Below are 13,703 nucleotides of genomic sequence, written 5' to 3' on the forward strand. Positions count from 1 at the left end.
AAAATTCTTGATGACTCATGTTTCGGTAATTTTTGGTGCAAATTATACTCTCTACTTTTCCTTCATCAACTGAACAGGACCTAATAGGCCAGAAGGCATCAGTTTCCAGTCGGGCTTTATGGTTATATTAGTTTGTGTATAACGTTCATTAGCTGGCTTTTCTCGGTCACCTATTAGGCGATTCCTCCATGTATTGACCACTTCTATTTCTAATTCATTTCCTGTTTTTTTGAGTAAACCTTTTACAGCAACCCTAAAAGGCGGACACCACAATATACCCAAATCTTTACCATTGAGTTTTACTTTCGCAATCCCTACATCTTTTACTTCGCCTAAATCCAAAGCAATTTCGTCTTGTTCATTCTCAGCATCGAATTGGGTTTTATAAATGGCCGTTCCTGAATAATACTTGATTCCTTCTTCTGAACGACTTGTCCAATCGTACAATTTATCAAAAGTAATCCAGTTCGTTCCACCCCATTTAGGGTCAAAATATACTTGCCAAGGTTTATCTAAGGTTTGAGTTACTTCATAATTGGTAAAATTTGCTCCACTTTGATGTTCTTTAGAAGTCAGTTTTTTCCTGAAAACGACAAAAATAGAACCATTAGGGTTGAATTGAAGCGGAATACTGATTTGCCCATCAGCCACAGTGTATTCTTTCACAGGAGATATTTCACCAGTTACAGCATCCCAAAATTCTGGTAGTTTATCCCCAATTCTAAATTTTGCTGTTACTTGTGCTTTTTCTTTATTTTGACTACTGATAAAATAATAATCTATTGCTCCAGATTTGCGGTGGATGTAGTCAAAATTTTGTCCTGCTTCTTTATTAATCCATTCGCAATCAGCAAGAATATTTTTTGATTTTAATACCTCTTTGGCTTTCTTGCCCCAAACTATTGTCCCTTTGCCATATTGTTTTTCACCTGTAGCACTTTCTCCATCTCCCCAAATCTGCTGTACTATTTTAGCTCTCTCCAATTCAGCATTTGGGTATGATACTAAACTGGCTGTACTCAATGATTTTGTTCCAATAATCGTTGCTCCTTGTAATAACAATTGTTGTACTTTTTTTAGCGCCGCCAATGACAATATCCTGTGATTTGGCAATACCAAAACATTATACGAATCACCATGTGGCAACATGATTTTTCCGTCTTTTACTGATAATACTAACAATCTATCTTCATTAATTACATCATAATCATATTCGGGCAAAGCTCCTGCTGGGTCGTCTGCTTTATAACGTGCTAAGTTGGGGGCATGGTCACCGTAATAATACAACACATCGGCAACAGTCCTTCCTTCTTGCATCATATAATGACAACGACTGAGGTACTGAACAAATGCTGTAGAGTAATTCCACCAAGTAACATTTGGATTAAAATGTGTTCCCGCAAAATACTCTTGTCCGGGTAAGCCCATTTCTTTAGGCGAGCAAGTAAAAGTATGTAAATAAATCAAATTCAAGCCTGCACAAAATTCGTGGTCAGCACTGGGTTTCATATCTGCCCAGATGACATCGTTCCAATGCGGACCGATAGTCGTGAAAGACTCTGCCCCTACTAATTTCTTGTTATAGATTTTGGCAGCACTGGCAGCTTGTTTTACAAAAAAACGGTCAACATCTTTAGAGCGATGCGGTGATGGCGACCAAAACTCACTCATCATGATTTCTGAATGTCCATAGTTTTTCAATCCATCAAAAGGTCCTGCATGTGGTCCTGCCGATTCCGGTTGAATCCCGATGCCATATTTCTTAGCCCGTAAAGCAAATACACGATAATGATTATCCGAAATACAGTCACTCAAAGTTTTTCTTAAATCATTCAAAAAATTATTACTTGCCTCACGACTTTCAATAATTTTCCCAGCCAATACTGGTAAATATGGAACAGGGTCATAGCCCCTTCTTTTCCTAAATTCATGCTCGAATCCGTCTGACCAATTCATGCCACCAGCTTCAAAACTATCGGTTTGTAGATACCGTAAAGTTTTGCCTGCCATTGGTCCAATCATCTTTAACAAAGGCTCAACGTTGGTATCCCAATAGCGATTAAAATGTTTTGCACTAGTATAATCAATTACCCTCCCTTGCCATTTGCCACTAGCAGTAGAAACCTCCGCACCCGTAACCGTATATCCCATGCGTAAAATAAGCCAATTTCCTTTAGGCGCATTCCACAAGAGCTTACCATTTTTTACCCATTGCGAAACATTGATTACTTCTTTTTTCTGCGCATCCTCTTCCCCTTCGGTTGCAGGAATATCTATCAGCAACGGTCTGGTTTCGGGAACAGACCAACCTACTTCGCGGGTAGCGGCTTTATTCTCAAAATCTCTGATAGGTTTACGGTTTTTAATACCTTTATTGGGAATGGCTAATACAGCAATTTCTCTATAAAAATCTTCTTTGATATTAGGTTGAGCTAAAGTAATATCAACTAATTTCCCGCCTACTATGGGGGTTTCAGAAGAGATTACTTGTTTGGCAGCTTCGGTAGTGGTAATGTCGGGGCCACCTAAATTCCAGCCACTTTGAATACTGAGAGACATTACTAAACCCAATCGATTGGCTTCCTTAATGGCATGCACATATAGCACTCTCCAAGCCTTTGAGCCAAACATCGGTCCTTCTGGCACATCACCATTCCCTCGTTGATTATACCCTCCTGCATCAAAAATACAAGCACCGCTAAATCCCTTAGCTTTCATCTCTTCTAAATCTCGGGTAATGGCTTCTTTCGTAACGTTACCGTTGAGCCACCACCACCAACACCGAATACCATATTGTTGAGTAGGTTTCTGGAAAATATGCTCTACAATAGCAGTGGATTTTTGCTGTGAAAAACCCCGAAAACTTATTAAAAAACAAGCTATCAATTGTAAGAACAAGGATATTTTTTTATTGCTGTTTATCATAGAAAGGTTGTTTTAAAACAAACATTTAGCAAGCCTATTTGTAATGATATTGCTAGGGAGCGACTTTAAGCCACTCCCTAGCAACAATGAGGTTGTTTTAGCAAAGTTAATTTTAGCTACAGCCTCTTTTCATCAAGCACACTCAATGTTATTTCGTAGTAATCTGTGTTTCACGATATGGATATGGGAACTTCAGCGCGATTGTAGCAAATGAATTGGGTAATATATACGATTTTATAGCCTTTTCTTTAACAGCATGAGCCGTCATCACTGCTACTGCGTCGCCAGTACGCACTAAATCGAACCAACGGTGGTTTTCAAAAGCTAATTCTACTCTCCTTTCTTTCTTGATAGCGTCTCTCAAAGCCCCTTGCGACGTAATATCAGTCTGAGTTTTCACAGATAATCCTGCTCTTTGGCGAACTCTATTTAATAAATCAAAAGCTGTTTGATTGGGAAAACTAATTTCATTCAAAGCTTCGGCCTGCATCAGTAATACATCTGCTAAACGTGTTACAATAAAGTTATCGGCGGTATTATAACGCTCTAAATACGGAGGGTTAACGTACTTTTGGATATAGGGCACTACTTTTTTAGTAGTTGGGTCAACAAAAGTGGTATTAATAGAGGCAACAAATCGTTTGTCATTTGCTTCATAAGTATCCATAAGGTCTTGGGTAGGAATATTCCAACCCGCAGCAGCCCCAGAGGCTAAAGCAAAACCTGTAACGCTACTTCCAGCATTGAAAGGGGCAAATGAATAAGCAAAGTTGCTACTTTTGCCTCCTGGTCCTTCTACGTATTGAATTTCAAAGATAGATTCAGCTGTGTTTTTCTTTTTAAAATTGTCGGCATAATTGGCATTTAACTGATAGCCTCCTTCTGCTTCAATATTTTTCAATAAATCATTGGCAGCGGTATAATTCTTTTGAGTAAGATATACTTTTGCCAACAACGTTTTTGCTGCACCAGAGGTAGCTCTACCCAAATCTGCTGCTGCGTATTTGGCAGGCAGTTTGCTTGCTGCCACTGTAAAATCGTCGATGATGGCCTTATACACTTCTGCTTCGGCTACTCGTGGAGCAGTAGCGAAGGCTCCTTCTGGGGAGTTTACTTCTTTTAAAATCAAGGGGACATCACCAAATACTCTTGTTAAATTAAAGTAATAACTCGCTCTCAGAAAACGAGCTTCTCCCTCTAGTTGATTACGAGTAGCTTGGTCGAAAGTAGCTGATGATAATTTAGATAATAACAAATTACATCGACTGATTCCTAGATAACTTGCGCTAAAGAATGTTTGAAAATTGGAATTTTGGTCGTTCTCTCTGAACTCATCTAGTTCTTCTCGAATAGTTCCTGAGCGGTCACCTGTATTTTGCTGATACGAAGTATTATCAGAACGTAATTCAGCAAAAAGCCATAGTGTACCAGTATAGATTCCTTGCAACGGTGAATAAGCAGCATTTACTGCCTGAATGTATTGGTCTTTGGTTTGGTAAAAATTATCGACCGAACCATTGGTATCTGGCGTTAGTTCAAGAAAGGAGTCCTTGCATGCAACTAAAACCAAAGAAAGTAATAATATCGTTATTTTTTTCATTTCGATTCAGCGATTAAAATTTACAATTAATACCTACAGTATAAGTAGCCGCCACTGGGTAACTACCATAGTTTACACCCGGAGCTAGCGAATTGCTACCATTAAAACCTACTTCTGGGAATGAACCCGTATATGGCGAAACAGTCAAAAGATTTTGTCCTGATACATAAGCTCTTAGTCCTTTAAAGTATTTCTTAGGTTTGAAGTTGTAGCCAATCGTGACGTTTCTTACTACCATGTATGAGCCATCCACTACCCAAGCATCACTCGTATTTCTTGAAAAAGAATCTCCTGCTAAGGCAGAACCAGCACTTTGTACATTTCCATTTCCTTGATTATTAATGTCTTTATAAGCATTCACTACGTCGGCATGTAAATTGAAAACACCGTCTTGGTTGTAAGTAAAACGTTTATAAAAATCAAGGATTTGTCCGCCTTGCGAGCCATTTACTAGAATAGAAACATCTAGTTTCCCATAGCTAAAGCGGTTTGTCATGCCCCATGTGAAATTAGGATAAGGGTTACCGATAACTGTTTGGTCGTTAGCATCAATCTTTCCATCGTTGTTTACATCTACAAAACGTATACTCCCAATTGTCTGCCCAGCAGCACGAGGATACTTCGCTAGGTCGTCGGCAGTATTGAAGAAACCTCCCGCCTTTTTATATCCATAAAACAAACCCATTGGTTGGTCAACCATTGTTACACTACCATTATCTCCCGACTGTATTTTGGTTCTGTTACCTAAGTTGATTACTTTGTTTCTGTTGAAAGAAATGTTGAAATCAGTGTCCCAATGGAATTTACTTTTATTGACATTCTTACTACTCAATGAAATTTCTAAGCCTTGGTTACGGACATTCCCTAAGTTGGTAATCGTTGAGGAAAAGCCTGAAGATGAAGGAATATCTATGCTTTGAAGCATGCTTTCTGTAAATCTTTCATATAATTCAATAATCAAGCTTAACTTTCCTTTCAACAACGAAGCATCCAGACCAATATCTGTTTGTTTAGACTGTTCCCAACCTAAATTGGTATTTCCCAAAGAGTTGATAGCCTGACCCGTTACGATTTTCCCACCAAATACATAGTTATCCAATCCTAATAATCTTTGAGCCGTGAAATTTCCGATGTTGTTATTACCTGCCAAACCATAGCTTACTCTTAGCTTTAGGTCATCAATAATTTCGGATTTAGGAAAGAATTTTTCCTCAGATACTCTCCATCCTACAGAAGCCGAAGGAAATGTTCCCCAACGATTATCCAACCCAAATTTTGAAGAGCCATCTCTTCTGACAGTCGCATTAAACAAATATTTATCTTTATAAGCATAGGTTACTCTACCTAAGTATGACAATAAAGCAGCTTTACCACCACCAGCCGAAGCACTAACACCCGTAGCAATCGCCGAATTGATGGTCTGAATCACATCATCAGCATAACCATTTCCATTCACTGTGGTTGATTTATTAATCTCTTTTTGAGCAGAATAACCCACCAAAGCCGTAAATCTATGGTCTTTAATAGTACCGCTATAAGTAAGCGTATTCTCTGACAACCAGTTGAAAGTACGAGCAGAATAATTACTCCCTGTGGCCAACGTAGGCGGAGGATTACGGAAACCTCCTACAGTTGAAGGTGTAAATTTATCCTGTGTATCTATTAATAAATCGGTATTGAAAGTTGTCAAAAATTTTAAATTAGGCAGTATCTCAATTCCTAAATAGGTATTGGCGAGGGTACGAATGTTATTACCATAATTGGTAGTATTTACCAACATATTTACAGGATTGGCATTGTTAAAAAAACCAGCAGAGGTGATATTTGGTGTAAAGCTTCCATCTGCTTGATACACCGTAGGAAACGGACTATTCAAATACGATTGGGTAACAATGGCAGTATTAAAGTGTCCTTCTGTTTCGGCTAGATGTCTGATAGTAAACGAAGGAGAAATATTTAAACCAACGGTAATTTTTTTAGAAATATTGGCATCAATATTTCCACGAATAGAAAAACGTTGGAAATCGGTATTCAATAAAACACCTTGTTGATTAAAATACCCCAATGAAACCATTGAACGTAAATTTTCAGTTCCTTTGGTTATGGTAAGATTATAGTTTTGCATGGGTGCATTTCTACTAATTTCATTAAACCAGTTTGTCCCTGCCCCAATACTACTAGGATTACGATATGCCTCCGCAACAGTATTGATATCAAAAGGTACACCTTTTATAGCCGCTAGACCTTGTGCAGCATCTATTCTATTCTGAGCAAATTGTGCCGCTGTCATTACTTGTACTCTATTGCGGTCTGGTATTGTCTGCATACCCGTATAAGCACTAAATTCAATATTCGTAGCTCCTTGTTTGGCATGTTTGGTAGTAATCAACACAACGCCATTTGAGCCTCTTGAGCCATAAATAGCCGTAGAAGAAGCATCTTTTAAAATACTGATTGATTCTATATCATCGGGTGAAATTGTACTTAATGGATTGGATGTTTTGCTATAATAGTTTGTCATCGGAAAACCATCAATTACATACAAAGGGTCGTCACCTGCTCCGATTGAACCTGACCCTCGAATCCTGATAACAGGGCCACTCCCAGGCGTACCTGATACTTGACTTACTTGTACCCCTGCTACTTGTCCAGCCAGTTTTTGGTCAACACTGGTTACTGGTAAATCTTTAATATTTTGTGTTTTGATAGTAGCTACCGCACCCGTTACATCTCTGCGGTCTTGGGTACCATAACCAACTACCACAATCTCTGATAATGTTACATTATCAATTGCTAACGTAACATTAATGATATTCCTATTCCCTACAACAACCTCCTGAGGAATGTAGCCTACAAAAGAAAAAGTAAGTATACTCTGGGCATCAGGTACTGCTATTTTATATTCGCCTTTACCATCCGTTGCTGTGCCTTTTGAAGTATCTTTTACTTTGATTGTTACACCTGGCAAGGGTTCTCCTTTATCATCAACTACTTTCCCTGTGATATTGATTGCTAAATTTTGTCTGAAATCGCTATCAAAGTCTTTCATTTGCATTAATTTCAAGTCGCTCAATTGTTTACTTAGGATGATATACTTATCTGTCACTTCATAATCAATCTTATGAGGCTTTAATAAATTTTCAAGAATTACGGCCAATTTTTCATTGTTGAAATTGACAGAAATTACTTTATCTGAGGGAATAAGACTTTGGATATAAGTAAACCTTATTCCAGCCGAATGTTCTATGCTTTTCAGCACACTTTTCATATCTTTTTTATCGATATGCAAGGATATCTTCTTTTCTAGAATAGCCTGAGCACTCGTATGAGCAAAACTCATACTTGTAAATAGAATGGCTATAAGAAACTGTTGAAAAGATAATTTCATGATTTTTAGAAAAATCTGGGGAATTTTTCGATGTTTTTCCATACTTTTGAAATGGTTTTGTAAATGGTAAAAAATTGCAAAATGCTTCCTTTCCTCTATCTCATTAGCGTGCGAAGAAGAGGGACAAATTAAAGTCGGTTGATGTTGGTAGCGTCGACCGGCTTTTCCATTAAAATACATTGGTTAAGGTATTATGCTATCATAGTAAATTGTTTTGGGTTGGTAATTATTGATTGATTTTTATTCACATCCTTTGCTGTAAACGACAACCTGACCATCGATAATTTCATACCTTGCTCCTATTGTTTTACAGACAACTCTCATTTTTTCAAACAGTGATTCATTTCCTAAAGGTGCTGTTAAAAAGCATGCTTTCATTAAATCTTCATCATAAACGATTTCAATCCCATAGGCTTTTTGTAAAGTAGCAAAAACCTCGCTGATGGGGGTGTTATCAAATTCAAAATTCTGATTTACAGGTGGTAGTACCAATATATCGGGTATTGCTACCAACGTTTTGTTTAATCTATCTGTATTACGCTCATAAACAGCTTGTTGATTTGGTTTCAGCACTACTCCTTTCAATTCATCCTCCAACTTTTCATCTCTTTCGGTAGCCGATTTATTCGCAAAAACAGATACTTTGCCCGTCTTTACCGAAACCACAATATCTTTGGCATTTTCGTAGGCTGTTACTCTGAAACTTGTTCCCAACACCTTGGTAATTACCTCATTGGAATACACTAAAAATGGTCGTTTAGGGTTTTTAGAGATTTCAAAAAAGGCTTCTCCTGTTAAATAAACTACTCTTTTACTCACCTCAAAGCCTTTTTTGTACCTCAGTTTAGAATTCTTCTCTAAACTCACTATACTCCCATCACTTAAATATATTTTCTTAGTTGTACTTCCTAGATTTACTTCTTCTACCAAATCTGTATCAGATTTCGTACTACTGAATAAAGCCGTGTATAGGGCAGAAGATTGATTATGGCTAACCCACCAATACGACAAACCCATACAAATGGCTAACGTTGCCACTATACGAAGATAAGGGATTCTTAATCTAAATATGCTGCCTATTATTTGCTCATCTTCCTCATTTTGTACTTTTTGTTGAATATTATCCCAAATCCTTGCTGTTTTTTTAATAGGGAAATACGCTGTTTCTGCTTCCCTCAGCCCCATAATGAGTAGGCGAGATTCTTCAACCACAGCATTTTTTTCAGGATATTGTTCAATATAATTATTCCAAAACATTTCGCTTTCAGCATTGGGTGCTAATACCCAGTTTTTAAAATAATCATCTGCTACAAAATCTTCTATTTCAAAGTTTTGATAATTCATCGACATGATTTTAAACGTCTTATATTGAAGCTGTTTACACTTTCCCTTTCGGGTTAAACTAAGTCTTTTAGAATAGCTTGTTCCAAAATTTACTCAACGTAGCGATGCTATGCTTCGCAAATTTTGAAAAAATCAATCCAAAAATACAATACTTTCACCTCAGAAACGGAAAGTTTAAACAGCTTCATTTACTAATGCATGGAACTGCTTATTTTAATCCATTTTTTTATAAAAATATTTTAAAACTTTTCAAAGTAGCTAGTAATCAATACAACAAGGATAGGATAAATGATATGTTCCTTTAAAAATCGTAACCCTGTATAGATAAACTTACAGGCAGATTGGTAGTTTACGCCCATTAATTGAGCAACTTCTTCATTACTGAAATCATGGAAAAAACGCAGGTTTATCGCCTCTTGTTGGCGTTTAGGAAGCTTTTGAATGGCTTTTTTCAAGTGACTGAGCTGTGATTCCTCATGCTCTTGAAGGATAATACTGTATTCTGTAGATACTTCGCTCAACCAATCTGGCAATGGTTGGTTTTCATCAATAACATCAAAATTATTTTTTTCTTTATTCCGATAAATCTTGTTGCGTAGTGCTTTGAATAGATAAAATTTAATCGAATCTGTTTCAGCTAATTTACTTTTGCTATTCCATAATTCATAAAATAAATCCTGAATACTGTCTTCAATCAAACTTTCATCTTGGGTAATCTTATGTCCATAATTCAAGAGGGCTTGAATATATTGTTCATAAATCATAGCAAACGCTTTTTTATCACCTTGCTTGAAGGTTTCCCATAATATTTTATCAGAAGAGAAGCTCGTTTGACTTTGCATGTACAGAAAAGACACTTAGTATTATGAAATACTCTTTAAAGACCGACAAGATAGGATAATTACTGAATAAATTTGTATAAATGTAACAAAGAAAGGTATTTATAGCTAACACCATACCCTAATCATGCTTTTATTAAGCGAAAAACTCATCCATAATATACTCATAATCAATATTTTAAATAAAAACTTAATTTTAAACTACATTTTCTTTTTTACTTTACCATAAAGTATTGCCTAAAATTAAAGTAGCATCAATTGAGGTAGATTATCAAACTATTTAAGTATTTTGGATTATTCTTTTCACATCGTATTCACAAACTCGACAAACAAATGATTTATAAAAAATTACTATTCCTCTGTCTTTTTCTTTGTTCATTAGGTAGCTATCAAATAAAAGCACAAAATGAGGACGAACGCTTAAAAAATATTAAGGCAAGCTTACCTCAAATAGACCAAATTTTTAAAGCTTATGCTGAAAAAAACCATTATCCTGCTTTTACGTATGGCTTGGTAGTAGATGGCAAATTAATACATTCGGGTGTTGTGGGGTATAGCAACCTTGAGAAAAAAATACCAGCCTCCATACAGTCAGATTTTAGAATTGCCAGCATGTCGAAAAGCTTTACGGCTATGGCTATTTTGAAATTAAGGGATGAAGGCAAACTAAAATTGGATAATCCTGCGTATTTGTACATCCCTGAATTAAAAGGGCAACATTTGTTGACGAAAGATGCCCCAGAAATTACTGTCCGCAATTTATTAACACATTCAGCAGGTTTTCCAGAAGATAATCCTTGGGGCGACCGTCAGTTGGCTATCAGCGACGAGGCTATGTTGAAAATGTTCAAAAAGGGAATCACGTTCTCTAATAATCCAAGTACTGCTTATGAATACAGCAACATGGGTTTTGCAATGTTGGGATATATCATCAAAAAAGTTTCTGGAAAGTCGTATCAACAATACATCAACGAGAATATTTTAAAACCTTTAGGGATGAACCACACCTATTGGGAATATAGCAAAGTGCCTGCCGAGCAATTGGCACATGGTTACCGTTGGTTGAACGAAGAATGGGTAGAACAACCATTATTACACGACGGTGCTTATGGGGCAATGGGCGGGATGATTACAACGATAGAAGATTTTAGTAAATATGTAGCTTTTCATCAATCTGTGTGGCCAGCTAGCGATGGTATTGAAAAAGGGCCTGTAAAAAGAAGTTCCGTTCGAGAAATGCAACAACCTTGGCAGTTTATTGGCATAAATCAGAACTATAAATATCCTACTGGTCGTAAAATGGCAATAGCAAGTGCTTATGGTTATGGTTTAGGGCAATCTACAGATGCCGAAGGTAGGCGTTCGGTTGGGCATAGCGGTGGTTTACCGGGCTTTGGTAGTAACTGGCGTATCCTGCAAGATTATGGGATTGGAGTCATTTCATTTAGCAATCTTACCTATGCCAATGCTGGTTATTTTAATATACAAGTATTGGATACCTTGGTAGCATTAGCCAAACTAAAGCCTAACCCAATTCCTGTTTCACCGATTCTGAAACAACGAATTAATGAGCTAACGGCACTATTGCCTACTTGGAAAAATGCAGAAACCAGCGGCATTTTCGCTGAGAACTTCTTCCTTGATTATTTCGTGCCAAGCTTGCAGAAAGAAGCAACACCCATTTTTGAAAATGCAGGAAAAATTTTAGGAATAAAAGAAATTAAACCAGAGAATAATCTGAGGGGCACTTTTGTGTTAGAAGGAGAAAAAGCCAATATTGAAATTAGCTTTACGTTGACGCCAGAGAATCCAGCTTTGATACAGGAATATCATATTAAACAGGTATCTAAATAAGTTTTTTACCCGCTGATTTTGCAGATAAAAAACGCTGATTCTCGCAGATAAGATATATTCTGCGAAAATCAGCGATAAAAATCTCTGTAAATCTGCGGGTAAAGAAAGATAAAATTTACAATCAAAAACTGAGTTTATATTTACCCGCTGATTTGGCTGATTAAAAAAACGCTGATTTTCACAGACATATACTATCTGCGAAAATCAGCGATAAAAATCTCTGTAAATCTGCGGGTAAAATATTTAAATCTCTATCTCATTCTATCAGAAGACTTCACTAACATTTCATCCCTACGAATAAAACGATTAGCAATCATGTTGGCCAACATTGATACTACTGCTGCTACAAAACCGGCACCATAGTTTCCTTGGGCTTCTGGTTCAAACATCGGTACACCTACTTTAAACACTTCATAAAAAGTAATTCCCAGCGTTACGGCAATCAATATCGAATTGATTAAGCCCAAGGTCATCTGTAATACTCTTTTTTTGTATTGCGTAATTGAAAAAATCGCAATCGAAACAGCGATAATTGCTAAAATACCAATAGCAGCCGTGCTGGCAGTACTTATGCAAGCATTCTCTTTCCAATGCTCAAGATTAAAAGCAGTTAAAACTACCTTTTCATTCAACAAAGCACTATTTTTTTCCCAGATAGGTAAAACTGTTACTGATGCCATTGCTACGGCAACGACAAGTAATAATAAGGTTTGAATTCTTTGAAGCATCTCTTTATGTAATTCGTAAATTTTAAATTTGATAAGGCAAAGTTCTAAAACTTTACGAATGTACGCAAGATTACAATTTCAAATCCGCATTTTTATAATATTCATACTCTACTCGGAGGAAAGGAATTGGCTTCTGGTTTTCAAATTTTACCCAATCAGCCATGATTAATCGATTTTTGGCATCATAAAATAATTGTTGACGACGCACCAATGCATTCTTCCAATAAACGCTTAGTTCTGTAAGTTTTCCTATGTTATTATACACGGGGAACAATCTTTCGGTATGCCACATCGACGAAGAGGCATAATTTTGATTGATATCATCTACCTCTAAAACCTGCGGGATTTTACTATTGCTATTACCATAATTCAGCGTTACCTTTTTTACTACGATTCCGTTATTGTTTTTTAGTTTTCGTTTTTCAATTCGATTATAGATGTCGGCGGTTTCTTGCCAACGAGACGACTTATCGCTTATCAGAAAATCAAAATCATAGTTCAGAATATTATCTTCAAAATAATTAATCAGTTCTTTGCTCTGGTTAGGCTTAATCGTCCCATCAATATCAAATTGAATATCGCCACTGCCTTTGTTGTTATTAATAGGCACTACCCTAATAGTTTTTAAAAAAGCCACTGTAGAATCAATACTTGTCATATTTTTTTTGTACTTCGCTCCAACGCTTATCAGATGCCCCCTATCGTAATTCAGGATAATTACGGCATCAGCCCCTACAGACTGTGCTTTTTGTTTGAGCTGTACAAGTGCATCGTTATAATCATTGCTATCGGTTTCAATCATCAATGTTTTGAAATAAGGCTCTTTAATGGGCAATTCATGCAAGAAAAAAACATCAACCTCATGCGTATGTGGTAAAGTCGGAACTTTCGTAAAAACGTTTTGTGCCGAAACCCTCACACAAGAAATCATCAAAACCAGTATAGCGATTAGTCTTTTCATATTTTATAAAGCTTTAGTTTTAAGCAAGACAAATGATACAATAAAAACCCCTAATTGGTACGAT

The 13,703-nt window shown here is 36.7% G+C and carries 8 protein-coding genes; 1 reads left to right on the forward strand and 7 read right to left on the reverse strand.

What is annotated here, in order from left to right:
* Positions 1-51: 51 nt before the first annotated feature.
* The 5 genes from VB264_RS02760 to VB264_RS02780 form a co-directional block, all read right to left on the reverse strand.
* The gene (locus VB264_RS02760) at positions 52-2,925 is read right to left on the reverse strand and encodes a glycosyl hydrolase (protein ID WP_323246552.1); all 2,874 of its coding nucleotides are present in this window, start codon (positions 2,923-2,925) and stop codon (positions 52-54) included.
* A gap of 148 nt (positions 2,926-3,073) precedes the next feature.
* The gene (locus tag VB264_RS02765; RefSeq protein ID WP_323246554.1) at positions 3,074-4,525 is read right to left on the reverse strand and encodes a RagB/SusD family nutrient uptake outer membrane protein; all 1,452 of its coding nucleotides are present in this window, start codon (positions 4,523-4,525) and stop codon (positions 3,074-3,076) included.
* Positions 4,526-4,538: 13 nt separating this feature from the next.
* Positions 4,539-7,955 (reverse strand): SusC/RagA family TonB-linked outer membrane protein, encoded by a 3,417-nt coding sequence (locus tag VB264_RS02770; RefSeq protein ID WP_323246556.1) that lies wholly within the window; start codon positions 7,953-7,955, stop codon positions 4,539-4,541.
* A gap of 198 nt (positions 7,956-8,153) precedes the next feature.
* Entirely contained in the window at positions 8,154-9,257 is a 1,104-nt protein-coding gene (locus tag VB264_RS02775; protein ID WP_323246559.1) for a FecR family protein, read from the reverse strand.
* A gap of 239 nt (positions 9,258-9,496) precedes the next feature.
* Complete coding sequence (locus VB264_RS02780; RefSeq protein WP_323246561.1) at positions 9,497-10,099, reverse strand: RNA polymerase sigma factor; 603 nt, start codon at positions 10,097-10,099, stop codon at positions 9,497-9,499.
* Between the two features lie 330 nt (positions 10,100-10,429).
* Between VB264_RS02780 and VB264_RS02785 the strand changes: the two genes are divergently transcribed.
* Positions 10,430-11,950 carry a serine hydrolase domain-containing protein gene (locus VB264_RS02785; protein WP_323246563.1) on the forward strand — a complete coding sequence of 507 codons (1,521 nt, stop codon included), beginning with the start codon at positions 10,430-10,432 and terminating at the stop codon, positions 11,948-11,950.
* A 251-nt stretch (positions 11,951-12,201) separates the two neighbouring features.
* Here the strand turns inward: VB264_RS02785 and VB264_RS02790 are convergent, their stop codons facing one another.
* On the reverse strand, positions 12,202-12,678 hold the full coding sequence (locus VB264_RS02790; protein ID WP_323246565.1) for a DUF4293 domain-containing protein: 477 nt from the start codon (positions 12,676-12,678) through the stop codon (positions 12,202-12,204).
* A gap of 70 nt (positions 12,679-12,748) precedes the next feature.
* Positions 12,749-13,639: a hypothetical protein gene (locus VB264_RS02795; protein ID WP_323246567.1), complete on the reverse strand. Its 891-nt coding sequence runs from the start codon at positions 13,637-13,639 to the stop codon at positions 12,749-12,751.
* Positions 13,640-13,703 lie beyond the last annotated feature (64 nt).

Source organism: Arcicella aquatica (assembly GCF_034928825.1).
GTDB classification, from domain to species: Bacteria; Bacteroidota; Bacteroidia; order Cytophagales; family Spirosomataceae; genus Arcicella; species Arcicella aquatica.

Coding starts and splice junctions, on each gene's coding strand:
- VB264_RS02785 (WP_323246563.1), top strand. CDS start 10,430: ATGATTTATAAAAAATTACTATTCCTCTGTCTTTTTCTTTGTTCATTA.
- VB264_RS02765 (WP_323246554.1), bottom strand. CDS start 4,525: ATGAAAAAAATAACGATATTATTACTTTCTTTGGTTTTAGTTGCATGC.
- VB264_RS02760 (WP_323246552.1), bottom strand. CDS start 2,925: ATGATAAACAGCAATAAAAAAATATCCTTGTTCTTACAATTGATAGCT.
- VB264_RS02770 (WP_323246556.1), bottom strand. CDS start 7,955: ATGGAAAAACATCGAAAAATTCCCCAGATTTTTCTAAAAATCATGAAA.
- VB264_RS02775 (WP_323246559.1), bottom strand. CDS start 9,257: ATGAATTATCAAAACTTTGAAATAGAAGATTTTGTAGCAGATGATTAT.
- VB264_RS02780 (WP_323246561.1), bottom strand. CDS start 10,099: ATGCAAAGTCAAACGAGCTTCTCTTCTGATAAAATATTATGGGAAACC.
- VB264_RS02795 (WP_323246567.1), bottom strand. CDS start 13,639: ATGAAAAGACTAATCGCTATACTGGTTTTGATGATTTCTTGTGTGAGG.
- VB264_RS02790 (WP_323246565.1), bottom strand. CDS start 12,678: ATGCTTCAAAGAATTCAAACCTTATTATTACTTGTCGTTGCCGTAGCA.